Annotated in this window: 20 protein-coding genes and 1 pseudogene; 3 read left to right on the top strand and 18 right to left on the bottom strand. The window is 55.4% G+C overall.

The window, feature by feature from the left end; all coding sequences use genetic code 11:
• Nucleotides 1-146: 146 nt before the first annotated feature.
• The 3 genes from rodA to KK925_RS01580 are packed head-to-tail and all read right to left on the bottom strand — an operon-like array spanning nucleotide 147 to nucleotide 2,564.
• Complete coding sequence (gene rodA / locus KK925_RS01590) at nucleotides 147-1,307, bottom strand: rod shape-determining protein RodA (RefSeq protein WP_174581834.1); 1,161 nt, start codon at nucleotides 1,305-1,307, stop codon at nucleotides 147-149.
• A complete protein-coding gene (locus KK925_RS01585; protein WP_174581833.1) occupies nucleotides 1,304-2,098 on the bottom strand; it encodes a hypothetical protein in 795 nt (264 codons plus the stop codon). Before KK925_RS01585 ends, rodA begins: the two co-directional genes overlap by 4 nt.
• Nucleotides 2,079-2,564 (bottom strand): hypothetical protein, encoded by a 486-nt coding sequence (locus KK925_RS01580; protein WP_214096192.1) that lies wholly within the window; start codon nucleotides 2,562-2,564, stop codon nucleotides 2,079-2,081. The genes KK925_RS01585 and KK925_RS01580 overlap by 20 nt, the downstream gene beginning before the upstream one ends.
• Nucleotides 2,565-2,704: 140 nt before the next feature.
• Here KK925_RS01580 and KK925_RS11375 point away from each other — a divergent pair.
• Nucleotides 2,705-2,896 (top strand): annotated as a pseudogene (locus KK925_RS11375) (zinc ribbon domain-containing protein); the annotation flags it as partial.
• A gap of 86 nt (nucleotides 2,897-2,982) precedes the next feature.
• Here KK925_RS11375 and mrdA read toward each other — a convergent pair.
• From mrdA to KK925_RS01560, 4 genes are all read right to left on the bottom strand, one after another.
• Entirely contained in the window at nucleotides 2,983-5,091 is a 2,109-nt protein-coding gene (gene mrdA / locus KK925_RS01575) for a penicillin-binding protein 2 (RefSeq protein ID WP_174581831.1), read from the bottom strand.
• Nucleotides 5,054-5,623 carry a rod shape-determining protein MreD gene (gene mreD / locus KK925_RS01570; protein WP_174581830.1) on the bottom strand — a complete coding sequence of 190 codons (570 nt, stop codon included), beginning with the start codon at nucleotides 5,621-5,623 and terminating at the stop codon, nucleotides 5,054-5,056. The genes mrdA and mreD overlap by 38 nt, the downstream gene beginning before the upstream one ends.
• 99 nt (nucleotides 5,624-5,722) lie before the next feature.
• Nucleotides 5,723-6,595, bottom strand: coding sequence for a rod shape-determining protein MreC (mreC, locus tag KK925_RS01565; RefSeq protein ID WP_174581829.1), 873 nt, complete (start codon nucleotides 6,593-6,595; stop codon nucleotides 5,723-5,725).
• A 111-nt stretch (nucleotides 6,596-6,706) separates the two neighbouring features.
• A complete protein-coding gene (locus tag KK925_RS01560) occupies nucleotides 6,707-7,819 on the bottom strand; it encodes a rod shape-determining protein (RefSeq protein ID WP_328706679.1) in 1,113 nt (370 codons plus the stop codon).
• Between the two features lie 724 nt (nucleotides 7,820-8,543).
• On the opposite strand from KK925_RS01560, the gene KK925_RS01555 reads away from it, so the two are divergent.
• Complete coding sequence (locus KK925_RS01555; RefSeq protein ID WP_174581827.1) at nucleotides 8,544-9,299, top strand: type I 3-dehydroquinate dehydratase; 756 nt, start codon at nucleotides 8,544-8,546, stop codon at nucleotides 9,297-9,299.
• Here the strand turns inward: KK925_RS01555 and KK925_RS01550 are convergent.
• The 6 genes from KK925_RS01550 to KK925_RS01525 form a co-directional block, all read right to left on the bottom strand.
• Nucleotides 9,255-10,571, bottom strand: a complete 1,317-nt coding sequence (locus tag KK925_RS01550) for a coiled-coil domain-containing protein (RefSeq protein ID WP_174581826.1) — start codon at nucleotides 10,569-10,571, stop codon at nucleotides 9,255-9,257. The two genes, KK925_RS01555 and KK925_RS01550, sit on opposite strands and share 45 nt — an antisense overlap.
• Nucleotides 10,572-10,753: 182 nt before the next feature.
• A complete protein-coding gene (locus tag KK925_RS01545; protein WP_174581825.1) occupies nucleotides 10,754-11,611 on the bottom strand; it encodes a chorismate mutase in 858 nt (285 codons plus the stop codon).
• 41 nt (nucleotides 11,612-11,652) lie between these two features.
• The gene (scpB, locus tag KK925_RS01540) at nucleotides 11,653-12,231 is read right to left on the bottom strand and encodes an SMC-Scp complex subunit ScpB (protein WP_174581824.1); all 579 of its coding nucleotides are present in this window, start codon (nucleotides 12,229-12,231) and stop codon (nucleotides 11,653-11,655) included.
• On the bottom strand, nucleotides 12,219-12,983 hold the full coding sequence (locus KK925_RS01535) for a hypothetical protein (protein WP_174581823.1): 765 nt from the start codon (nucleotides 12,981-12,983) through the stop codon (nucleotides 12,219-12,221). The genes scpB and KK925_RS01535 overlap by 13 nt, the downstream gene beginning before the upstream one ends.
• Before the next feature lie 60 nt (nucleotides 12,984-13,043).
• Nucleotides 13,044-14,006: a tryptophan--tRNA ligase gene (gene trpS / locus KK925_RS01530; protein ID WP_174581882.1), complete on the bottom strand. Its 963-nt coding sequence runs from the start codon at nucleotides 14,004-14,006 to the stop codon at nucleotides 13,044-13,046.
• 36 nt (nucleotides 14,007-14,042) lie between these two features.
• Nucleotides 14,043-14,468 carry an NYN domain-containing protein gene (locus tag KK925_RS01525; RefSeq protein ID WP_214096191.1) on the bottom strand — a complete coding sequence of 142 codons (426 nt, stop codon included), beginning with the start codon at nucleotides 14,466-14,468 and terminating at the stop codon, nucleotides 14,043-14,045.
• A gap of 443 nt (nucleotides 14,469-14,911) precedes the next feature.
• Between KK925_RS01525 and KK925_RS01520 the strand changes: the two genes are divergently transcribed.
• Nucleotides 14,912-16,444 (top strand): DegQ family serine endoprotease, encoded by a 1,533-nt coding sequence (locus KK925_RS01520; protein ID WP_236027800.1) that lies wholly within the window; start codon nucleotides 14,912-14,914, stop codon nucleotides 16,442-16,444.
• Nucleotides 16,445-18,767: 2,323 nt separating this feature from the next.
• Here KK925_RS01520 and KK925_RS01515 read toward each other — a convergent pair.
• From KK925_RS01515 to KK925_RS01495, 5 genes are all read right to left on the bottom strand, one after another.
• A complete protein-coding gene (locus KK925_RS01515; protein WP_174581819.1) occupies nucleotides 18,768-19,322 on the bottom strand; it encodes a hypothetical protein in 555 nt (184 codons plus the stop codon).
• 316 nt (nucleotides 19,323-19,638) lie between these two features.
• Nucleotides 19,639-20,004: a hypothetical protein gene (locus KK925_RS01510; protein WP_174581818.1), complete on the bottom strand. Its 366-nt coding sequence runs from the start codon at nucleotides 20,002-20,004 to the stop codon at nucleotides 19,639-19,641.
• Between the two features lie 400 nt (nucleotides 20,005-20,404).
• Nucleotides 20,405-21,493, bottom strand: a complete 1,089-nt coding sequence (locus KK925_RS01505; RefSeq protein ID WP_174581817.1) for a site-2 protease family protein — start codon at nucleotides 21,491-21,493, stop codon at nucleotides 20,405-20,407.
• 262 nt (nucleotides 21,494-21,755) lie between these two features.
• Entirely contained in the window at nucleotides 21,756-23,186 is a 1,431-nt protein-coding gene (locus KK925_RS01500) for an RtcB family protein (protein WP_174581816.1), read from the bottom strand.
• Between the two features lie 549 nt (nucleotides 23,187-23,735).
• The gene (locus KK925_RS01495) at nucleotides 23,736-24,101 is read right to left on the bottom strand and encodes a hypothetical protein (protein ID WP_214096190.1); all 366 of its coding nucleotides are present in this window, start codon (nucleotides 24,099-24,101) and stop codon (nucleotides 23,736-23,738) included.
• Between the last annotated feature and the right edge of the window lie 85 nt (nucleotides 24,102-24,186).

The following is a 24,186-nucleotide window of genomic DNA, read 5'->3' as shown; positions in this document are numbered from 1 at the left end:
AAGATCATCCCTTAGGAAATAAAGCCGATCTTGTGTCCCGGTCGCCAAGCACAGGAAACATCTCACCCAGGAAAACCATCTAGAGAAAACACCCTCTCCCTTCGGGCCTACCGGCCCCCCAAAGAAACCGGCCAGTAAAACGGCCTCTACCGGAGCGGGCGACCATGCACGCATACGCTCTGTACGAGTCCTATCGCCCCAAGACAGATGACCAGAAACGTTCCTCCATAACTGACGAAGGGTAACGGGATACCGGTCACGGGTAAAAGCCCGATGGTCATCCCAATATTGACCACCATGTGTCCAAAAAACATCCCCGCTATCCCGGCGGCAATGAGCGAACCGGCAAGATCTTGACTCACCCAAGCTGCCCGAAGACATAGCAAAAGGATGATACACTCTGCCACAACTACGGCCGACGCGCCAACGAAACCCCACTCCTCACCGACAACCGAAAAGATAAAATCGTTGTAGGCGATTTTTTTGGGAAGAAAGCCATAGATATTCTGTTCCCCATGCAAAAAACCTTTCCCCCACAATCCCCCAGAGCCAATGGCAATCAAGGATTGATTGATCGTCCATCCCGCACCCAAGGGATCAAGATTGGGGTCAAAAAACGTCCGGATGCGCGTCAATTGGTAAGGCTTAAGACCGGGAATCACCCATCCCCGCTGGTAGACGCCAAAAAAGGCATAGGCGCCTGCGCTCGCTGCGCTCAAAGGGGGTAAAAGAAGATATCGCTTTTTTAGCCCTCCCACCAAGCACACGGCATAACCAATCGGGAAAAACACGCTGGCCGAACCCAAAGCCGGCTGCTTCAGCACCAGGGCCACCGGGAGAGCGGTTAGCGCCAGAACCAAAAGCGACATCAACAACCCGCGGTCTTTCACCCTTTGAAAAAGCCAGGCAAGCAAAAGAATAAAGCTTACCTTAGCCAGCTCCGCCGGCTCTAACGAAACCGGTCCCAAACGAAGCCAGCTTCGAGCCCCATTGACTACCGTTCCCACCTTGAGCACAACGACCAAAAGAACCAACGAAACCAGAAAAAACACCCAAGACCACCGGACCCATACTCGATAATCCGTAAGCGAGAGAACCAGTAAAACCGCCAGTCCCCCCATAAGCCAAGCCATCTGGGCAAGATGGGCGTTGCGGTAGAGTCCGCCCCCTTCCGAATAGGTGGCGCTATAGACCACCGCGACCCCGAATCCGGACAGCGCCACTACCACAAGAACCAGAAGCCAATCCATCCTAAGGATCTTGCGATAAAGAAGGACTAACTGGGAGGAATCCTTCCACAACTTCATAGAAGCTCCCCTAAGGAATCCGCGATGGCGATCACGGGAGAAAGTGCGCTTGGACGAAGCACACGATGGGGTCGATCCTCGGATCCGTGGTCGATGTCGTCCCAAACCGGAACGGTGTCTACCCAATAGCCTCCTGCGCTGTGATCGGCTGTCCGAAACATCGGCATAAGATCTTGATGGGAACGAGGCCTGAGGATCCAGGAGTGATCCTCCATGGGAGTTGCGTGGAACGAGTCTAGCCGGTAGTCTCCCAGGAGATCCGGCCGTATCTCATCCACGTCTGCGTTACTCCTTCTTTGGCTATCACCGTAACCCATACAGTCAAGGTGCTCAAGGGCATGTCGCAGCGCGCCGTTTCTTTTCGTCGCTCGCAGCGCCCGTGAAAGTGCTGTGGCACAAAAACCCGGGATCGCCGTGGTGCGACGCCGGCACGGCGGGCAACACCCGTCTTGTGACAATTCGATGCTACGTCGATTGCGCCAAGCTCCCCACTGGAGAGGCGATGAGCGATCATGCGCACGGCGTCGATCCGGTTGGATGTCACGACGGACGCAGCGAATCGACTCGCTGCGCCTCAAGCGCCCTCCGCGGATACCTGCAACCGATCCGTTCCCCTCATTGGGGAGTATTCTATCTGGAACCGGGTGGCGCTGCGCAATCGCGCCTGCGCGATGCTGCGCGCCGAGACTCCCTTTGAGAAGCTCGATCGGCCGCAACTCCATTTTCACGGTCGGCAAGGCTTCCAAGACGCTACCGGTACTCGGGCATTCTTCAATCAAGACCGCGCTCATCCCGGCTATCGGCTTCGAGGACGCCAGCGTGCCCTTCGACGAGGCTCCCTTGAGTATCCAAAGCCAAACCGTCGAACTCCCTACGCTTTCCGGCCGCCTCCCGCTGCCCTGCGCCTGGGCAAACGCCAGCGGCGCATCCTCCCATAGCGGCCGCCCCAGAAAGGCCTAACCGGTCTTTCGCAACGGACACTGGTTTTTCACCCTCCTTATCGAATCGGCCGACAAGCAACCTGCTGTAACCGGTCCGGTGATCGGTGCCGAAATGGGACAAAAGACGCTTGTTGCCATGTGTACGGGGAAGGTCTTCAGCGCCAATCCTCTTTCCGATCGGCGGAATCGCTCCCTTACCTTCCAAGGGCGTCTTTCGTCCAGCCCTAGCCCGAGCGCCAAACCAAAGCTCCGGCAGGATTGGCGCAAGAAGGCTTGGCTTGTGAGCCATGTCAATCCATGAAACTAGCAAGGCCATCCTCGCCGAGGGATGCAAATCGGTGCCCAATCGATCGGGGGAAAAGCTTACCCACATGTGCTACCGGATGTCAGCAGGAAAAACCCGTGCACGCCAGCCTCCATCGCTAGGCAGAGTGAGAGCTTCCGACGTTTGCCTCGTACAAGAAAAAAGTGGCTGGCATTGTCGTTTCAAACGTCAACCCAGTTGGCACCCGCTCAACGTGGCCGACGTACAAGTCGGCGGATCAAAGGGTCAAAGATCGTTTCGTGTGTGACACTTGGGATCTGGGGACGCATAACGACGTCAATGCTAGTCGGAATCTTACTAGGATCAGCAGGAGTGCGGTCTAGCCAAGCGCTTCTGGGAACCCACCCAATGTCGGGGATGGGCGGGAGCTTGTCCTACAATCAAGCCTGCGAGTTCCGTTATGAGTCGTTTACTGGGTCTCCTCTGATTCTTCGGTTTCCGGTGGCACAGGCTGGGGGATCACCGGTACTGCCCTGCGCACAGCGGGTTCTACAGACGGCCTCCTCTCCTCGACGCCCACTTCTGTTACCCCGTTAAAGTTCCCCACCGCAGGCCGAAAATACCCAAGATCTGGTGCCTGACCAGATTGCTCCAATTGGAGAATCTTTTCTACGATTTCTCGAGCCAGTGGTCCGGCCGTGCTCCCACCGCTTACACCTCCCTCCACCATAACGGTAAAGACATAGCGAGGTTTTTCGTACGGAAAATATCCGTAGAACCAGGCCCGGGTATCCTTGACCAGTTTTCCATTGAGCCACCGTTTAAACTGAGCGGAGCCGGTCTTACCCGCCACATGGCAATGCGGGGTATCTACCGAATGCCCCGTACCCGATTCCACTACCCCGCGCAATGCCGCTCGAAGGGCGTCCAGATCCTCCTGTCGGACGCCTAGCTCACCACGCACCCGAACCGGGATGGAAGCCTTGACTTCCTCTCTCCAATCCATGACCCCGTGGACCAGCCTTGGATAGAGTACCGTCCCTCCATTAGCTACCGCCGCCATAAGAACCGTCATTTGAAGGGGGGTGACTTGGAGAAATCCCTGACCAATGGAAACATTGGCCGTGTGCGCAATGGTCCATCGTTCGCGGGGATAATGGACCTTCATCCAGGCCGGATCAGGCAAAATCCCCGGCGATTCATTATTTAAAGGAATACCGGTCTTGGCACCAAACCCTACCACCCGGCCCAGTTCCACAATCCGATCAATCCCCGTACGAATCCCTACCTGGTAAAAAAAGGTGTTGCAGGAGTATCGAATTCCATCATAGACAGTAATGTCACCCCGTCCCCCCGGGGTCCAGTCCTTGAAGACTCTTCCCCCAATATCGATTCCCCCTGGGGAATAGATCTTGGTCTTGGGTGTAATGACCCCATACTTTAAAGCCGCCAAAGCCACCAGCACCTTAAACGTCGATCCCGGTGCGTAGGGAGAAATGGCACGATTCACCAGGGGAGCGGTCGGATCGGTGGTGAGTCGTTTCCACTCCTCAGGACTGACCTTGGGAATAAAGACGTTGGGATCGTAGTTCGGCACCGAAGCCATGGCCAGGATGTCCCCTGTCCAAGGGTCCATGACAATGGCCGTTGCCCTCCCCACTTTGCGTAACACCGCCTCGAGAATCGCTTGAATCCTTGCATCGAGGGTCAAATAGACCGCTCCGCCTACGTGAGGCGGACGATAGGCTTCCTCGCTAAGGATGTAACCCCGCGAATTGACCCGCAGAATCCGTCCCCCAGGCTCACCCTGTAGCTGGCTATCAAAGATCTTTTCCACCCCCTCCCGACCAACCATATCCGGGACGTACCCCATCCTTTCCAAAAGTTGCTCCCGGTCCGCAGGCTCCCCCACATAACCGAGGATGTGGGGAGCTAGAGCTCCGAAGCGATAGTAGCGAACCGGCCTGGGAGCAATAGAAATGCCCGGAATGCCCAGATTGCGTTCGGAAAACTGGGCCACCAGTCGGAAGTCAATGTCCGGCAGGTAGTGATAGGGAACGTTGGGAGTCTGGTAATAATGTCGCTGAAGCTCCTTCGGATCCAACGGTACCGAAAGATTAAGGGTCCGGGTAATGGGCTCCAGGTACTCGCTGACGATCCGAGCTACATCCGGCTCCTTGCGGCGGAGGATTTTCTCTCCGGCACGCCTCTCGACCTCGATGAAGGGAACCCTGCCTCTATGCTGCCGAGAGTAGTAGCGAACCAGCTCGTCCAAATAGAGATCCATGTCAAAACTTGGTCGATTCTCAGCTAGCGGAATTCCATTGCGATCCACAATGGGACCTCTGGCCGGTAAAAGCTGGATGGCTAGTGTCGTCTGGCCTCGAAGTTTCGCCGCGTACGCCTCCCCTTCGGCCACCTGAAGCCGCCAGAGACGCAAGACCAGCACGGCACAAGCACCCACCACGGCGAGCACGGCTACCGCCAGACGCGGGGCCTTTGCGTAACCCCCTACCTCTTCCTCTCGTTCTTCGTGGGCGTCAGCCGCCCGGTTGTTCAGAGCTGCCTTCGTTGCCATCGTCGTTCAAATGGGTTGCCTCTTGTCGAGGCTTGCCAAAAAGCGTCGCGGTCTCATCCCGGAACAAAAGAAAATCAAACCCTAGGAGGACCAAAGGAGCGCACATTCCTGTAAGCAAAGCGGCGTACGCCGCCTGGTAGAGCACTTGCATGGACCATCGCCACGCCGTCTCCCTCCAGAGATAGAAGAGGTATCCTCCCAGAAAATAGAGAAAAGAGGCACCTACCACCAGCGCTAGAAAGCTCAGAGCTCCACTTTTTCCCAGGGCAGCCGTCTGGAGAGAAAAGAAAAAAGAAAAGAAAAGGCACAGAAAAAAATGGAGACCGAAGTACGGAGAACAAACGACATCCCAAAGGGCTCCCACGAAGGCTGCCAAAACCATTGATAGCACCAAAGGGAAACGCACGGCTGCGTAGCTTACCACCAGAAGCGGTAGATACGGCCGCACCTCAACCCAGGGAAGCAACGGAAAAAGAGGCACAAGCATTACCGACAATGCACCGACGCCGACGAGGATAAGCCACTGCACCATCTGGGTTGGTTATTTCCTCCCTTCCACAGTGTCGTTACACCGCTCCCCTGTCTCCCCGACGAGCCTGCCTGCCAAGACGAAAACCCCGATTCTTGCGGTTCACTTCGTCGAAACAACGACAAAAAGCTCGTCCAGCTGGGTCAGATCGACAATCGGATCCACGATTACTTCCCGGTAGAGCCCCATGGTTTTGCCGGCGTCCACAGGGGGAACTTCCGCTACCACCCCGAGGAGCAACCCGCTAGGGAACACCCCTCCTAAACCGGTTGTAAAGACCCGTTCCCCAATCCCTACCTGGGCATTACGACGGACATAGGTTAGCCGCGCCCGGGGCCGCTCCTCCCCTCCAAAACCACTACCCACCAAGAGCCCTTGTTCCTGGGAAGCCTCCGTGATTGCGGCAATCTTGCAGTTTTCATTCACCAAAAGGATGACCTCTGTGACATTGCGCGAAACCACTCCTGTCTTCCCAACCACCCCTCGAGGAGTTACCACTGGGAGATCGGAAGTCAGGTTCTCATCATCCGCCCAACCCCGATCAATCAGCACGGTGTTCCACCAGCTTGCTGGATCCCGGCTTGCAACTCGGCAAGCAAGCAGCCGATAATGCGTGCTGGACTTAAAGCCCAGCATCTCCCGCAGGCGAGCATTCTCTTGCGCAAGATTTTTTAAGTAACTCACCTGCATAGCCAGTTCGGCATTTTGTTGCCGCAGCACCTTAACCTCGGCTTGGGTTTCTTCAAGGGTTTTCAAACCTAACCGGAAGTTCTCAATAGCCGTCCGCGCGGTCTCCGTCACCCAGACAAAAGGAGAAAGAGCTTCCAGTCCCCACTGGTGCAACTTCTTGTGGACCGTAGCGGGTGCGGCCGTACCAAGAAGCCCCGCAAGGAGAAGGCTGCCCACGACATACCAGGTCCAGCCGATCCGGCCTCTTCGCTTTTCCGATACCGGGACGGAATCTTCTTCGCCCACTACTTGGATGTGAGACTTTTTGTCCAACATGAACGGGCAGGAACGACCCTATGTCCGATGGTGACCTTTTTTCACAAACGAGAATCCAGCTAGCACCAGGCCCCTTTTCCTTTATCCCCTCTTTCCACCCTTGGCGATCTTTTCCAAATACCCAAACTCCTCCAAAATCTTGCCTGTGCCCTCCGCCACAGCGCTCAGCGGGTCTTCGGCCACGTGCACCGGTAGCCCCGTCTCCTCTGCCAAAAGACGATCCATTCCTCGAAGAAGGGCTCCTCCCCCGGCTAGCACAATTCCCCGTTCCACAAGATCGGCAGAAAGCTCCGGCGGGCAACGCTCCAGAGTGATCCGGACCGACTCCACGATGACGGAGACAGGCTCCGCCATCGCCTCCCTGACCTCTTGGGAAGTAATGGTCAAAATCTTGGGAAGCCCAGCCACTAAATCGCGCCCGCGGACCTCCATGCTACTCTCTTTTTCCAAGGGATAGGCAGATCCCAACCGAATCTTGATCTCTTCCGCCGTCCGCTCTCCTATCATCAGGTTGTACGCCCGCCTCATGTAATTCATAATCGCTTCATCCAGCTCATCTCCGGCTACCCGGATACTACGGCAATACACCACGCCGGACAGGGCAATAATCGCTACCTCGGTCGTCCCACCACCAATATCCACAATCATGTTTCCCGCCGGCTCTTGGATGGGAAGACCCACCCCAATGGCAGCTGCCATGGGTTCTTCAATAAGATAGACTTCCCGGGCTCCCGCCCGCTGGGCGGACTCCTGAACCGCTCTTCGTTCCACTTCCGTAATCCCACTGGGAACCGCAATGACGATTCTCGGTCGACGGAGTTTCCAGCGACTTTGAACCTTGGCAATGAATGCCTTAAGCATCGCTTCTGCCAATTGAAAGTCCGCAATCACCCCGTCTTTCATCGGCCGGATCGCGGTGATATTACCCGGTGTGCGTCCGAGCATCCGCTTGGCTTCCTCTCCCACGGCAAGTACAGATTTTGTCCCCGTATGGATGGCCACAACGGAAGGCTCCCGCAAAACAATTCCTTTACCTTTGACATATACAAGCGTATTGGCCGTGCCTAGATCGATCCCTATGTCATTTGAGAAAAGGCCTCGAAAGATCTCAGAGACTCCCTCTGCCCAATGACGACCCTTGACCCTCACATCGATGCCATCACTTCCAACCGGATGTTCCATGGAAGCCGTCACGAAGCTAGCCCTGGTTGTTTTTCGTACAAAATGTAGCACATCTTCCCTCTGGCACATGGCACACCTGGCCATGAACTCCGAGATAAAACCAGGCGCTAAAAGAGCCACATACCAAACGGTGGGCAAACCAGCTGGAGATCTCTTTCCCAAAGGATCCACTAGAAAAGGATCCCATTACCCCTGGGTCGATCGCTGCCTTTTTCCTAAGGTCAACGCTCACGTTCGTCAAAAAGCGAATCTTTTTTTCTCGCAATCTCCAAAGCTCAAAACTAGCGGGCTCTCCTTGGATTTTCTCTTCGATTCGGAAGCCAATGGTATGGCGTGCCTTTTTCCTTTTCCTCTTTGCCCGAAGGCTATCCGTTGGAGCCCTTCCTTCAAGAAAAAACTCTTCCAACGTGTTTGTCGCGGAGCGCTTGAAAAGCGAATGCTTCCGAGCTTTTTGATCGCTCCGCCGGTGTCCCCTTTTTCTTTCGCAAGCCCGGATCCCACCGGAAGATAAACCCAATCCCGTACCCGCGGCGCTACAGCCAGGAAAACGTTACGTCCCCAAAAAAAAGATGCGTTTTTCGGCTTTCGCCCGGCGCCGGAAAGGACAAAACCGCTTTCTTTTTCCCCTCCCCACAGGCACAGCCGCCCCGTGTACGGAATAAGGTAGCCGAACAAAGTCTTACAACCCTTTTTTCCCTTGGAGGTTGACTGAATAACGAGCTAGAAGACAAATCGTGTGAACGGCAAGGAACGGTTTCAATTCCTCCGTCGTCAGAAGCCCTTCCTTTGGGTTGGCACAGTCCGAACACGGGCCGGACTTGCCTTCCTAGATTCCCCGTGGCCCGGATTAGACTGTGTCGAACTGCGGTTGGATTGTTTGTTGGAGGATGGGGTATCGCCCCAGGAACTACGCCGTTCCCTTGACCGGCGGCGATACGCCGCGATCCTTACCTTTCGCCATCCCGACGAGGGAGGGCTACGGGTGAGGGGAATCGATCGATCCCGTGTATTGGAGGAACTTATCCCCTTGGCTGAGGGGCTTGATCTGGAACTTCGATACGCTCACGAGCAACTGGCCCTGGTCCAGAAAGCCCAAAAGGAAGGGAAGTGGCTCATTTTCTCCGTGCACGAATTTACCACTCCCCTTCCAAAGGATCGGATCCTTGACGCGCTAGACACGTTTCCCACTGTTTCGCCTGACTGCGCCAAGCTCGCTGTTTTTGTGGAAAACCCTAGAGAACTCCTTTGGCTGGCTGAGCAAATTTTGTCCCGGTTACCCACTCCCTGGGCAGCCATGGCGACCGGCCCCTGGGCGCTTTTTTCCCGGGCATTGTTTCCCGCTCTGGGCTCCTGCCTCGTTTATGGGGGGCTAGATGGACCGGCGGCTCCAGGCCAGCCAGCACTTGCGATCGTCCGGAACCTGCTGGAACACCTGTCCTTAGAGCGCTTATTGGAGAAGATCCCTCACCCGGACAAAACTCTCCGGCCGTAAAACTAGCACCACCTTGGTAAAACGCTCCAAGGGCAGCTGGACCAACGACCAATATTGCTCCCTGTCCTTCTCAGTGCAAGCCCAGAGGTACCAGTGACGAATCGCACTTTTCGGATCCTGATCCCATCCGATCCAGTGGTAACGTCCATCCGCCCCCCGGGAAAGTTCTCCCACCACATAGCGCTTCGGAATATTCCGGATGGTTAGGGCGTAATTGTCTTGGATCGAATCCTTCCTTCCCTTGGAGGCATCCAAAGCAACCGTGCCGGCTTGCCGTTCCGTTTCGATCGGTTTTTTCTCTTCCTCGGCTTCATGAATTCTCCGGTCGAGCTCACGCAAGCGGGCCAGATAACTAGCGGCCCGCTCTCGAATCGCAACGCGGAGCCGTTCCAACTCCTTACCGACGGACGCCTTTTCCTTCTGGTACTCTTCCTCGGACCGGTGCCAGTCTTCCAGGAGAGCCTCGGCCCACTTCCGCTCCTTGCCCACCGGAATATCTCTGGGGGCATCATAGAGAGCCAGGCGAAACGCGTTCACCCAGACCTCGGGATCCTTAGGTGCATCGGCCCGGAGTTTTAGCGAAAGATGGAGAGACTGCGCGCGCGACTCGATCAATTGCTCGAGGGCAAGAAGCTTTTGCTTTCTTTTCCTTTCTAAAGTCAGTCCTTTTCTTTCCCAAATCTCCTGGCTTTTTTTCTCATTTTCTTCCACCAGGTGCTTGAGTTCCTTTTCCACTGTTCCTTTTTCGTTTCGTAATAGCCCAATCCTTTCCTCTAGCCCCGCCAAATCCGACTCTACCCGTCGCAGAGACTCCTTTTTGACTCGTATTTCCTGTTCAAAAGGTTCCTCCGCCAGCCGGTACTCTTGCCGCAGCGCCCGCAAATCCCCTGTGAAGTCTCCCACGAGGTATACCTTGGTAGGGGATGGCAACTGGTCCCATTGCCACACGATCTCGACCTGGCTTTGGCGGAGGCTTAAATAGATGAGCCAACTCGACAGAAAGACCGCTGCCGCCCCAATCAGTTGTCGCAACCCGAAAGTCGATCTGACACGCTTCCCCTCCTCGTCCCCCTGACCGCCCTTTCCCTTGCCTCCCGGAAAACGGGGTCCACCTGTGGGAGGCGGGGGGAGGGAGGGTTTGCTGGCGCTTTTCTCCGAATCGCCAGGAGCTTGGCCGGGGGCAGAAACACTTGTCCTTCGATTGGTTCTCTCTAACTCCTTCTGTCGGAGATAACGCAAGTAGGAGGACTCAGAATCAAATCCCGAGCTCATAGAAAAACTCCGCTCCGTTTCGCTCCCTCCCCTCCACCCAGTCAACCCGTTTTGCTCGGCTCGAACCCAAGGAACATCCAAGCTTACGAAAAGCCGCCCAGAACGGCCGGACCGCCCATAAGACGTATTGCATACCGCCACACGCCGCCCGGCCCAACCAAGCCCTCATCACGCTAGGAAGATTACGGAGTTGGTTCCGTGTTTTCTTCCACAACCGGTGCAGACAAAAGCTCATAGCAAGAGTAGGTCCCCAGCCAGTGCACGGAACCCCGCTCAACCTTGGTAAGAAAACCCGACAAATCCTTCCCAACCCCCCAAACGAAATCGACATCCTCCGAAAATTCTGTTTCGTAAAGCCAGGCGCGGGCGAGCTCCATCTTTTGTTTCCAAAGGCACCGGACGTTTTCCTCAAAAAAGAGCCGGTTGAGCTCCCCAAGGAGTTCTTTCCCTTCTTTTTCCTTGCACCATAAAAGTAGCCTTCTTCCGCAGCGGCTTTGGCCCCCTGAGAGCACCCAGAAACACTCCGCCTTTTTCTTTCCCATGGGTAGCCGGAGCTCTTCATATACCGAGACACCCTGGCCTAATGGCCAAGGTGAAAGACGGCGCCGAAGGGCCCGGACCACTTGGTTCACCTTGACAACACCAGCGGCCCACCGGCCCTGCAAGATCCCTTCTAGGAGGGATACCAAATCCTCGGCTGGACCGAACATTGCTCGAACACCGAAACGCAAAACTGCCGCAATCCAACTTCCCCGATCGTGCGATCCTACCCAGCCAACGGTAACTCCTCCTTGCCGGGCGCGGCATTCCGAGAGGATCTCGCGGTAAATGGCACATAGCGCAGTCCCCGAGAGGGGACCTCGATTGTAGCTATCTAATTTTCCCCAGAGAGATCCTTCTCGAGAAGGATCAAAAATATTGACCTTTTCCTCTCTTTTGACACGACCAATTTTATCCGCCAGCTGGACGCGCCGATTGAGCAACCGGACCAAAAGGCGGTCCACCCGATCGATCTCTTCACGCACGTCATTAAGATCCATGGTAGAATACCCAAGGAAGCTTCAAAGATGCGTTTCGCCTCTTAACCCGCATCCTCTTGGAGGATCCTAAGCAAAACCTCACGTAATTCCTGCCTGTCGGGAAGCTCCTCCAAGCGCTGGAGTCCAAACCACTCAAGAAAACGGGTGGTTGTGCCATACAACAGAGGCTTGCCCAGGGAGGGGGACCGGCCCACAACCTGAATCAGTCCCTTTTCTAAAAGCCCAGATAGAACACTGTCAACTGCAACACCTCGAACTGCCTCGATTTGGGATCGGCTCACCGGTTGAGCATAGGCAATGAGAGCAAGCGTTTCTAATGCGGCCGGAGAAAGCTTAGGAAAGCTCTCCTCCCCCCGCAGTTCCCGCAGCCAGGGAGCCACTTCCGGATGGGTGTAAAAGCGATAGCCCCCCGCCGCGCGGTCCAGAACAATCCCACAGTGACGACTCCCATAATCAGCCCGCAATTCTTCCACTGCTTCTTCGATTGTTTGCTCTGTGAGGGAGTCGGGGTCTTCCGAGACTCCGGGCACATTCTTGACGATCGCCAGCATCCGACGAGCTGTTACGGGCTCAGGAGAAGCAAAAATAAGCGCCTCCAGGATCGCTTTTAGACTGGGCATGGCTCCATGGCCTCCGAGGGACATTCGACCCAAAAACCGTTCTCTAAAGCATCCCTTTGCCAAACTTTGAGCTTTCCTTGCCGCACAAGCTCCAGGATCGCAAGGAATACCGACGCAATCTCCAAGCGCGTGGTTCCCGATGGGATGAGCTCGGAAAAAGCACAGGGTCCCCGGTAAAAGCTTAGCTTCTCCAAAAGCCACAACGTCTTTTCCGCCACACTGCTACCCCGCTCTAGCGGTCTTGGAACAAAAGGCCTGGAGCTCCTTCGCAAAAGAAGCGCTTCCAAAGCTTGGGCCAAATGCGATACTGGCCATGGTTTCCGCGGAACAAGGAAGGAGTCGGGGAGCAAATCCTCCAAGGGTGGAACCGGAAGCCGTTGCGCCCGCTCAGGGTATTTCTCTAACAACCCTTGTAGGATCCCGCGAAGATGACGCGACAACGCACCCCCTCCCAAAAGAGTTCCCGGTAAAGCAACTACCTCTTCTTCCTCCTCTTCAAGCCCTTGGGACGGCCGCGCCAACAAGACCCGACTCTTGGTCCAAACCAAAACGGAAGTAATCCAAAGGGCGTAAACCCGGACCTCCCAGCCCACCTCATTCCCGCGGGTTGCAAGCGCCAGCGCGTGAGCAGCCACCTGGGCCACACGGATCTCCCATGGGTTAATCTCGTCCCCTTGGACCAAAAGAAGCAAAAGCTCAACCGGACCTTGAAAGTTGTGTAACTCGACTCGCACAAGCCCTGTGGGGTTCATCCGCCGATTTCCCTTTTTGCGCCAAGCGTCCCCCCGAACCGTCAGCCGTCTTTTGTGGCACTAGTCAAGACCGGCAGCACGGCGTGCCATCTCCAGGGTAGGACGCGCCAGTTTTCGAGCTCGTTCCGCACCCTGGGCCAGGACTTCTTCAACATAGCTTGGTTTCTCACCTAGCTGACGGTAGCGCTCTCGTATCGGCGCAAAGTAGCCAAGAATCTTGGCAGCCAGTTCCTTTTTATAGGTAGCATACCCAATGCCTCCTCGACGCATGCTCGCCACCCACTCCTGGTATTCCTCGGGGGAGCTAACAAGCTTGTAGAGAGAAGCTAAAATGGATCCCTCCACGGGTTTGGGCGCTTCTACCGGAGTGGAGTCGGTTTTAATGGCCATCACCCGCGTAGTGATTTCCTCAGGATCTGCGAAGATCTCTACGGTATTACCATAGCTCTTAGACATTTTTTGCCCGTCAATACCGGGAACAACGGCCACATCAGGTTGAATATCCGGCTCCGGAATGCGGAAGACCGGTCCAAAACGCTGGTTAAACTTCGCGGCTATATCTCGAGTGATTTCCAGGTGTTGTTTCTGATCTTTGCCGACGGGCACCATTTCCGCTTGGTAAAGAAGGATGTCAGCGGCCATTAATACCGGGTACGAGAATAACGCGTGGGATGCCGGGAGACCCCTCGCGATTTTGTCCTTATAGCTATGGCACCTTTCCAAAAGTCCCACGGGTGTACAGCAAGAGAGAAGCCATGCCAGTTCCACAACCCAAGGTACGTCGCTTTGCCGGAAAAGAGTTGCCCGGTCGGGATCCAGCCCGCAAGCAAGAAAGGCCCGCGCTACCTCCAGGACGTTCCGCCTCAAGGAGGAAGGATCCTGGAGGGAGGTTAAAGCATGGTAGTCGGCAATAAAGTAAATGGCTTCGCCCTTTTCCTGCCAGCTAATCGCCCGTTGCATCATGCCGAAGTAGTTGCCCAGATGCAAGGACCCAGAGGGTTGAATACCTGAAAGAATCCGCATCGTCGTCTGGATGACTTTTCCCAACAGAGCGGGGTTCTACCACCGCGCCCGCCGATGGACCTGCTGTAACCTCTGTTCCAATGCCTGGCGGCTGCTTTCCCACTCCATTCGAAGCCAGTCGGGTGAAACACAAAACGCCCCCAACCCTTCTACAAGGCAGCGCTCTCCCTGATCGGCCGTGACGACCACAAGTTCGGTAGGAGCGGGAGCTTGTGCTACCATAGCTTCGATCAAGCTATCCGCTGACTCCTGCCCACGGGTGTACCACACTTCCACCCCTTCCCTCGGAACAAACGAGGAACGAGAGGAGCTGCGGCCATCAAAAACGACGGTCACCTTCCAAAAGCTAGCGTCGGAAAGCTCCTCTAGCCTCCGGACAAGAACGTCCCGAGCCTTTCCCGGGTCATTCCTGTGAAGCTTATGTAACTCGGGCCAGGCAAAGATGACACTGTGACCGTCCACGATCATGTACCGACTTCCCATAGGCCAGGCCCTCCGAAAGGATGGGAACCTTTACCCCTGACCCAATCGCGCCCCCTTGGTAAGGAGCTTGGCGCGTTCCTTCCTCCTTTCCTGGTATCGCTTCCGCCTCCTCCGCTTGAGGATTTTTTTCCACTGCTTGCTCATGAGGCTAGCGCTTACTCAAAACCCTCTTTATATTACACGCGGTGAAAAGAGGCGTCCAATCCTGTTGTACCGTGCGAAGATCTCGGGATGAAATTGGCCCCCAAAACCCCAAGGGGTCGGGCTTGAAACGGGCGCAAGCTAGCCCTGTGGTTGATTAAGATAACCCACCCCATAGAAACAAACTGGCATAGCTTAGGCTATCGAGTAACGTGTCGGTCATGGAAAACGAAACTTCTCAAAAGCGCTTTTCTCTGCCCAGGCAGCTTCGCCTAACCTCCGTGAGTGTACTCTTAAGCTGTGGGTTGGTTTTTCTTTTCTCCCCTGCTTCCCAAGCCGCTTTCTGGCCTCTGGGCAAAGCGGAACGATCCGAGTCGAAACTTCCCAACATTCTGGTGGATAACCAGCCAATCAACCGGTCGACTACAGGTCTTCTGACAAGCTTTGCGCCTGTAGTAAAGAAGGTAGTGCCCAGTGTCGTCAAAATCTTCACGACCCAGAAGATTCGTGTTCCCGAAGGCTGGGGGTTCCCGTTTTTCAATGACCCGTTCTTTCGGCGGTTTTTCGGTTTGCCAGATGAAGACAACCAGGGGTCCAATCCGCGGCGGGTTCCCCGGGCTCCCCAGCAACGACGTGCCGGAGGGCTTGGCTCAGGGGTGATTGTGACAGCCGATGGCTATATCCTGACCAATAACCATGTGGTCGATGTTGCTGATGAAATTAAGGTGATGCTCGGGAATGACAAAAAGGAATTTACCGCCAAAGTTGTGGGCAAGGATCCATTGGCGGACATCGCGCTCATCAAGATCCCGGCTCGCGATCTTCCTCCGATCACCTTTACCGATAGCGACAAAGCCGAGGTGGGGGATATCGTGCTTGCTGTGGGGAATCCTTTCGATCTCACCCAGACGGTCACCATGGGGATCATTAGCGCCGTGGGTCGAAAGGACGTGGGAATCGAGGAATACGAAGATTTCATCCAGACAGATGCTGCGATTAACCCAGGCAACTCGGGAGGGGCACTTGTGGATATCCTTGGACGGCTGGTAGGAATCAATACGGCCATTGTGAGCCCAGGACGTCCTGGAAACCTTGGGATTGGCTTTGCAGTACCCTCCAACATGGCCCGCTATGCCATGGAACAGCTTCTTGCGCATGGGCGGGTCATTCGAGGATTTTTGGGAGTAAGCATCTCGGAAGTGACCCCGGAACTGGCGACGGCTTTCAAGCTCCCCCAACCGACGGGGGCTTTGGTCGAACAGGTCAATCCTGACAGCCCGGCCGAAAAAGCAGGGATCAAACCAGGGGACGTGATTTTGGAGTTCAATGGCAACAAGGTGAATGATCCGAGAGATCTTCGGTTAGCCGTCTCCCAAACGCAGCCTGGTACCCGTGTCACGCTCAAAATCTGGAGGGATGGTCACGAAAGAGTCCTAGAGGCCACTTTGAAAGAGCGGGAAACCCCCGAAGCTTCCTCTGGCGGATCTGGAGGTGAACAGCAACCTGCGTCGGATTTTATTCCGGGAGTGGAGATTGCCGATTTAACCCCGCTTTTACGCCAGCAGTTTGGAATCCCTCCGAGCCTTCAGGGAGTCCTCGTGACCAATGTGGAGCCTGACTCCCCCGCGGCAGGACCAGGAAGGGATAGCCTTCGTCCTGGAGATGTCATCGTAGAGGTCGCCCGCAGGCCGGTGCGGAGCGTGCGCGAGGTTTTGACCGTCGCCAAACAGGTGCAAGAGGATCGCCTCCTATTGCGCGTCTGGACGCGAAATATCATGCACTATGTAGTCATCAAGCGGACCAGCGAACCGTAGGGATCCCCGTTTGATCCTGCCGGAAAGATCTTTTATCCAAAAAGACCGGGTCCTTTCGATTTGCTAGAGCTCAGTCGATCGGGCCTAGCCTTTTTGTCCGACCGGCTCGGAATAAGCCTAACGTAACTTCGACACTGTTTTTGAAGATAAATGGCCGCACCCGAAGGACTGAACGGCTTCCTCCTGCCTGCGTTATCCACTGGGGCTCCGTGAGAAACAAGAGGAAGCGGGCCCATCTTTTTTGCAATAGCTCGGTTTCCTTTTTTTGCCTATTTCACAAAGCATTCGACGCTCTAACATTTGCCTTCGGGCAGGAGCCGCGCTACGCGGATAGCTTCAAGGCGACCAAGGGTTTCGGAGACTACTTTCTGGAAGCCTTTCGAGATCCGTTGGCTCGCCGGCCGGGGGTGTCAGCCCTTAGGCCAGGAAAAAGATCTGGATGGGATTGCGGACTCGGTTCACCAAGCGGCAGGAGCCAGCGATGCACGCGACAGACTTCGAGGGAGCTTTTTCAGCTATGGAAAAGCACTCTTTCAACCTCGGGCGACTCGCTCATAATGAGTGAGAGACTCTCCGGGCAAAGTTTCCGGCCGGGGGAGACGGATCTCCAGGGGATACCATCCATTGACCGGTTCCTCTCCTTGCGTCCGCTCCTCTCTTTACGTTTCGACCAGAAGCGGCCACCAGGGTCGACCCCCTACTCCAAAGTATGTATGGGCTTGGAGCCAAGAGAGCGGCCCAACCGCCCGCACTCCCCGGTTTGAGCGGATCGGCTTTTTTTCGTGATCGTTTTGGGAATCTCGGGCCAATACCTCCTTGGGAGAAGCCATCCGGCTTTCCCGGCGGGCTCGATCGCTGAAGGCCTAGGGCATTTTTTCCGGCAATCACCGCTCGAACCCCACTGCCTTCCGTGTTCATGACTTAACTCCGGTCGGTAAGCCAAAGCTCCCACTCTTTTGCAAAGACCGCGACAATCCCTCTTAGAGCTTGACCTCTCTTAGCTCAAGGCGACATACGGAAGCCTCCTCTCCTTCCAGCGCTTCCAAACTCCGTGGGGTTTTTCCTTCCTCCATCAAAAAGAAACGTTCTTTTTTGGATCCCCAACCGTCGCTGGACGGTCACGAGTAACCCCAGAAGCCTCTTCGAATCCGCCCGGTTTGCCCCCAAAACCTCCCGATGGATGGGAACCCCTTAAGCATGGGTCGCAATCGAGAAGAAAAAGGTGCCGCTGATCCCCTCGGTGATCGCGGCTCTCTCCATAATGGGCCAGTCCCTCCGCCCCTACCCCCTCAAAGGACACACGGGATCAATCAGAAAGCACAAGACTCGTTCCCCGCAGGGAATCCTCCCGATAGACTTTCTTTTCCACCGAGCTCCAAAGCCCGTGTCACTCATCCCTCGCCCGACAGAGCCCCTCTTCCCCCAAGTTTTTTGCCCGCACCCCGCACAGCTCCCCTAAAACCCTCCCCCTGGTTTCTCGCGCAACGCACACTTGGAAAGAGCGGAAAAAAACCGCCCCAAAAGCAACCGCTGTAACGAACCGCGCCTTCCGTTCCCTTCTCACCCCTGCAAGCACTTCCTCTAGACCCCAGCTTTGCGACACCTCTTCCCGTAGCCCGAACCCCCTTGATCGAACGCCTCGTCCCCACCTGTAAGCCCTCCAGCAGGACAAGCTTCTGCCCTTTTTACACTTGCGCGAAAAAGCTTTTGGGCTCCAACCGGGAGCCGGCTCCCATTGGCCCAATTCCTTCTCTTCACCTTTTTCCCTACCCGGGAGGACGGCCGAACCCCCACCGCCGGTACACCTTTCCGTTGCGATAGCTACAAGGCTCGTGCACATACATGCCGACAACCTGCGACACATAGCACTCTCCTGCCTAAAAGCATGGATTCACAACCGATTTCCCTATCGACCCTACACACTTTTCCATAAATCCTTGACTTGCAACTACAAAGGTAAAAACCTCAGGAAGTTAAGCTAGGGAGGAGAGCTTCTTTTCCCGGAAGGTTTGCTAGCGACCTAGAAGTGCTCGCTGGGGGTTGCTTAGACGGTGAAGGGTCCTTGCCGTCCGTCGGCACGTCGCGAGTACAAAGCTTTTTTTCTTCCAGTGTGTGAAGCCAGACCAAAGCTTCTCTGGGAAACCCCACGGTCAACGGTTGGAAAAGGATTTGTGGCCCAGCTGGCTACCACCCACGAAAGCCGGCAGAAAAAAGACGACGCTGGGGCTCCTTAAAAATCACCGCACGCCACCAGCAGGAGGACCTGCCAGGAGTCAATGCCTCGAGCCGGCTGCACACCCAAGGATCCAGGTCTTCCTTGGTTTTACGGAGGCGAAGAAGGCTGCCCCTCCGGAGTCGAGGGAGCTAGTGGAGTTGCGCTTTCAGCTTCTGGAGGCGGGCCCTGATAGAATTCAGGATGCCGAATTAAGCCGCCGGCATGGCTAATCCACGCCGCGACCCCGACCGAAAGAAGACCTGAAAGAAGCGTTAGACTTGTCAGCGGGCCTGAAATTTTGGGAAAAACCAAGGCAAATACAAGCGCCAGAAGCGCAAACGCCGCGGTCACATAGAAAGACCAAAACCAGGGACTCTCGCCCCGTTTTTTATGGGCTTCCAGCCAAGCTTCCTCTTTCCGGGTGGTCATCGATTTCACGCGGTCGTACCCCTCTTCCCCATAGTATCGAACCAAGCCAGCGGAACCCGATGTCAGTATCACCAGAATGAGACAAGCGATTTGGCCCGCTCGAGTCCGGAAGATTGCACAGCAAAGAAGACCCACCAAGGCCACCAGAAGACCATAGGAGGGAAGGGGATTGAGAATGGTGTGAACATATTCAGGTTGACTGAATGTTTCAATGACTTGTCGCAGTTCGTTCACCGTTTTCCATTCCGGGGACAAATATCTTTCTCCCGAAAGGTCCCCCTTCCTCCGCCGGCACCAACCAAAACCTCCAACCTCCTAATCCACGGTGCCCGCCGGTGTCAGTCACCACCCGTGGCCAATGCCAGGTGAGAACCCAGCCGGCCAGAGCCACAAGGGATTGCGAACCGTCTTTATGTCCTACTTACAGCTTTATGTGAGGAGGACAGCCAATGGGACACAGCCACCGAAGGATTTTTCTCAGTGAGTCTCAACCTTTGTCTTTCACGCAAACCTCAGCTCCTTCCCAGGGCAAAGCGAAGTCTTGCTTAGACTATTTAATGATTTCCGCGTCTTCCAAAAGATTGATCCCATCCCGGCTCACGAGCTTTCCTTTCAGGGTGACCACGCTCGCCGCGCGCCCTGCAAGCTCCCGATTCAAAGGCTTGTGTTCGCCGACTACCAGATACACCTTTCCCGACTTATCCTTAATGCCGACCGGCAAACCGGAGTTAATGCAGGTCCGAGCACACTTGGCGTGTTTCGGGCCACTAGCCCCATGGTCCAGGTAACAGACCATATCCAAAACTTCTCCTGTGACCGTTACCGTCTCTTCGTCCTTTTGTTCCTGAGCGTTCGCGCTCAAAGCCGGTACGAGGAAAAGGAGAACGGAACCCACCACCAAGATCGTTTTACTCATACGTTTTCACTATTGCCTAACGGCCTAATATTGCAAGCCCAAAAACCCACGCCGCCACCACTGAGAAGTGGATCCACACACAATCAAGATACAAGGTCTGGCGCTTCTGAAATGTGATCACCCCAATCTTGCTGAGCCGTCACGGGAATCGCCCGCGCCTAACGGGGCATAAAGTGGCCCCCTCATTCTCCGAGGTTTTGCTAGAAAAAAAGGACAGGGCCCCTTTTCACTATGACAGACGCCTTGGAAGGGATCTAGCCCGACGACAGGCTTATCGGGAAAGACTTCTTTTGGAACAAAAAAGGCCCAGTTTTTCCGCCAGGGAAAACCCGTTTTTTCAAAGGCTCCCCAGAGAGAGGTCGCGGCACGTTTCTCCCTTGGTTCTGGGTCCTCCTACGCCCTAAGCTCTTTCCTTACGAAGAGCTGATTGAATAAGGAGAAACTCCCCAAGATTTTCCTTCGTGAGAAGACCCACTAGCTCCCCACGACGGAGAACTGGTATACAAGGTGCACTGCCCGGGTCCAGGCGCTCAAAAACCATTTGAACCATCTCGTTTGCTTCCGCGGTATCAAAGGTTTGTTCCATCACCTCTTTCACTGTTGCTGTCTCCCCCAACCGGGACAATCCGGACAAAAGAGCCGTGTGCGTAAGAATTCCAACCACTTTGCCGTTGTCTACGACAGGAAAATCGTGCTGATACCCAGCCAGAATGTACTGCCCCGCCTTGCTCAAGGGATCTTCCGGGTGAAGCGTGTGGAACTCTGTGATCATGACTCTCCAAACCGGAATTCCACCCAGCGCCCATCGAAGCTCTACCATGCTGGCTTCCTGGGCCGCTCCAATCCACACGAAGAGTGCGATAAATAGAAGCATGGGATTGGGTGTAAAAAGCCCAGCCAAACCGAAAAGAATGGCCATGGCCTGCCCCACCCAGGCCGCCCAATGCGTAGCCCGGACATAGTCCATTTGCGTTGCCAAAAGAGCTCGGAGAACTCTCCCCCCGTCCATCGGAAAGGCAGGCAAAAGGTTAAAGAGTGCCAGCACAACGTTGACACCGAACAAGCGTCCGGCAAAGGTGCCCCGAACAGGGCTCCAGTGCCCGAGCTGCCAATTGGGATCGTAGTGGGAAAGAAACAGATACAGGATCAACGCCAGGATGACGTTAACGGCCGGCCCTGCCAACGCTACCACCAACTCCTGCCACGGATTGTCCGGCATCCGTTCCAAACGAGCCACACCGCCAATCGGCAAAAGGACGATATCCCGGGTCCGGATGCCAAAACGCTTGGCCGCCAAGGCATGACCTAGCTCATGGAGGACAATGATCGTGAAAAGACAAAAAAGGAAAAGGAGCGCTTCCCATACCGCGCTCAGGTTCCCCGCGACGGCATACTGAGAAACCGCGACCCAGGTGACCAGAAGCAGGAAAGTAAAGTGGACATAAATCCCGATCCCCAAAACCTCGCCGATTTTCCAAGCCCCCTTCATGAACGGTTCCGGTCTTTTCGTGACGCGATCCGCGCTAAGGCCGGTTGAAAGCGGGCTCGCCAGGACGCGTTCAACTCCCACCCTTGTCTTCCCCTATCCCCACTTTCCGTCCGAGAACTTGCCTGGCAAAGTTGTTTTCCATCAAGGCTCGCCATAAAGAAAAGCGTTCAATTGTGACTCTGGATCGAAGGGAGGAAAAACGGAAAAAAGAGCCCTCAATCTTGCGCGCCCAAAACCCACCTTTTCTGCGCTCACGCGATCCCTAGCCCTTAACACAGATCAAAGGATCCAGACGCGCTACCTTTTTAGCTAACCCTGCCCGGTGGGCAGCTTCAACGACCAGGCTCACGTCCTTGTAGGCCTTAGGTGCTTCTTCGGCAACCCCCCGCTCGGAAACACTCCGGACCAAAATTCCTCTTTCCGCCAACTCCCGAATGATCTCTCGTCCTTTCCACAGTTTCGTTGCCTGGTGACGGCTCATGGCTCTCCCGGCCCCGTGGATCGCCGAGCTAAAGGCAAGCTCCTCGCTTGTGTCCGTACCGACCAAGATGTAGGAGTGCGTTCCCATGCTGCCTCCAATCAAAACGGGCTGGCCCGCTTCGCGTAAGTCCTTCGGTAAATCAGGATGCCCGGGTCCCAAGGCTCGCGTGGCCCCTTTTCGATGCACAAAAACCCGCTTCTTTTTACCGTTAATCTCATGCACTTCTTCCTTACAGGTATTGTGAGAAACATCATACAAAAGCACCAGCTCAACCCCGGGGAAGATTTCTTCAAATGCCTTTCGGGCTAAATGGGTGAGAATCTGCCGGTTCGCTAGCGCACAGTTGATCCCTGCCCTCATCGCCCCTAGATACTCCCGGCCAAGGGGAGACTGGAGGGGTGCACAGGCAAGCTCTCGCTCGGGTAGTTGGATCCCGTAGGAGGCAGCAGCGGAAACCATCTTTTTTAAAAAGTCTGTCCCAATCTGGTGCCCGAGACCCCGGGAACCGCAGTGAATGCTTACAACAATATCCCCCAGCTCTAAACCAAACTTTTTCGCAATTTCCGGGTCGTAGATCTCAGCCACCTCTTGGACCTCTAGGTAATGATTTCCAGAACCTAGTGTCCCCATCTCGGCTTCTTGACGTTTCTTCGCCTCCGGGGAAACAGCGTCCGGACAAGCACCCGGCATGCAACCTTTTTCCTCAATCCTTTCTAGATCCTCCGGTCTTCCCCACCCCTGTTCCACGGCCCAGCGGGCGCCGCCTAGGAGCATCTGGTCCATCTCTTTGGGAGAGAGACGGATTTTTCCACGGCTCCCCACCCCAGCTGGAATCACTTCAAAAAGCTTGTCTGCCAAAATTTCCGCTTTGGGCAGGAGGTCCTTTTTCTTTAGACCGGTGAGAAGCGTTCGGACCCCACAGGAGATGTCAAACCCCACCCCCCCGGCAGAAACCACTCCGCCTTCTTCGGGATCAAAAGCCGCAACGCCTCCAATGGGAAATCCATAACCCCAGTGAGCATCCGGCATGGCAAAGGAGGCTTTCTGGATTCCCGGCAGGCTAGCCACGTTGCTTGCCTGCTCCAGGACCTTTTGGTCCATCTCCTCCAAAAGCTCTTCTGTCGCGAAGATCACCACCGGGACTCGGCGCGACTCCCCTGCAGGAAGCTCCCATTTGCACGGGCCTCTTCTTTGTAACACTGACTTATCCATCGTTTCCCTAAAACTAGCTGTGTCCTTTTTTCCTTGCTTTCCAAGCGCTGAACTTCACCTAGGAAAGAAATCCCGAATCTCACCATACAAAGATGAAACAGTTCGCCAAGCTTGCCAACCCCGTTTGCCTCCAGGGCTTTTCCACTCAAAACCCGCCTTTTGTCGCCCACCTTCCCAGTGCAAGGGATGTCGGTTCGGTGCGGTGGGCTTTTCGCTGTGGCCCTTGCTCGTTTTCTCACAACGCCGGCAAGGTTTTCCCTCTACGAGCATCCTCTCATCGCGGCCAGTCTTAAGCTTTCGCTACCAAAGCTCTTCCCACAAGCTTTTCGTTTTTCTCCACAGATCCTCACAGGGAAGATTGCCAGCAAGCCCGCAAGGAAAAGAACCGTGCACTGCTGCACAACCCAAATGGAATGGAAATAGGACAAAGCTCTTCGAAAAACACCCCCACACTTTTCCCATCGGCATCTAACCTGCTCCAAGATGTTTCGCCAAAACCCGTGGCATCCCCTCCTCCCCCAAACGACAACCCCGGGACTTCACTTCCTTTCAAAAACGATTCCAACCGGTTACCGTTCCGAAAACCCTAGACAACCATTTTTCTCCTGGGGAAGCTCGTGCGCGACGCCGGCTCAATAGCATTCCCCCCCGATTCGCCTGCCCCGGTTTCACCCGCAAAGCCCGGGTAGCGGTCAGTCCCGCGTCTTCGGCGACAGAGGCACGGCAGCCAGCCGACTGCCTCCCAACCAGGCATTGGCTGCATGCGCCGCTTTGCGTCTTCCCCAAACCCCCGCCATAGAGGTGCCCATGTATCCTTCCTCCGATCGCTTGGGGATGGGACCAAGCTGACACGGCCGCCATTGCCAAAGTAGCCACGAGTGCCTCTGGCACGGATGGGCGTTCCAAGAAACCCAATCCTTTTCCGAGCGAGAACACAAGCCCGCGCGCTTCTGAGAAATCGTGCCATGAAGACCCCCGTAGGTGAGCGCGCCGAGGAGAG

The sequence above is a fragment of the Candidatus Methylacidithermus pantelleriae genome (assembly GCF_905250085.1).
Classification (GTDB): Bacteria; Verrucomicrobiota; Verrucomicrobiia; order Methylacidiphilales; family Methylacidiphilaceae; genus Methylacidithermus; species Methylacidithermus pantelleriae.
Note: the sequence above shows the minus strand (reverse complement) of the source record. Positions and strands in the feature narration are given on the sequence as shown.

Bases quoted from the DNA above. Each gene is read 5' to 3' on its own strand.
- KK925_RS01500 (WP_174581816.1), bottom strand. From the start codon at position 23,186: ATGGATAAGTCAGTGTTACAAAGAAGAGGCCCGTGCAAATGGGAGCTT.
- KK925_RS01535 (WP_174581823.1), bottom strand. From the start codon at position 12,983: ATGAACCCCACAGGGCTTGTGCGAGTCGAGTTACACAACTTTCAAGGT.
- rodA (WP_174581834.1), bottom strand. From the start codon at position 1,307: ATGAAGTTGTGGAAGGATTCCTCCCAGTTAGTCCTTCTTTATCGCAAG.
- mreD (WP_174581830.1), bottom strand. From the start codon at position 5,623: ATGGTGCAGTGGCTTATCCTCGTCGGCGTCGGTGCATTGTCGGTAATG.
- mrdA (WP_174581831.1), bottom strand. From the start codon at position 5,091: ATGGCAACGAAGGCAGCTCTGAACAACCGGGCGGCTGACGCCCACGAA.
- KK925_RS01505 (WP_174581817.1), bottom strand. From the start codon at position 21,493: ATGAAGGGGGCTTGGAAAATCGGCGAGGTTTTGGGGATCGGGATTTAT.
- KK925_RS01510 (WP_174581818.1), bottom strand. From the start codon at position 20,004: ATGAGTAAAACGATCTTGGTGGTGGGTTCCGTTCTCCTTTTCCTCGTA.
- KK925_RS01585 (WP_174581833.1), bottom strand. From the start codon at position 2,098: ATGAGCGCGGTCTTGATTGAAGAATGCCCGAGTACCGGTAGCGTCTTG.
- scpB (WP_174581824.1), bottom strand. From the start codon at position 12,231: ATGCCCAGTCTAAAAGCGATCCTGGAGGCGCTTATTTTTGCTTCTCCT.
- KK925_RS01545 (WP_174581825.1), bottom strand. From the start codon at position 11,611: ATGGATCTTAATGACGTGCGTGAAGAGATCGATCGGGTGGACCGCCTT.
- trpS (WP_174581882.1), bottom strand. From the start codon at position 14,006: ATGCGGATTCTTTCAGGTATTCAACCCTCTGGGTCCTTGCATCTGGGC.
- KK925_RS01580 (WP_214096192.1), bottom strand. From the start codon at position 2,564: ATGGCCTTGCTAGTTTCATGGATTGACATGGCTCACAAGCCAAGCCTT.
- KK925_RS01550 (WP_174581826.1), bottom strand. From the start codon at position 10,571: ATGAGCTCGGGATTTGATTCTGAGTCCTCCTACTTGCGTTATCTCCGA.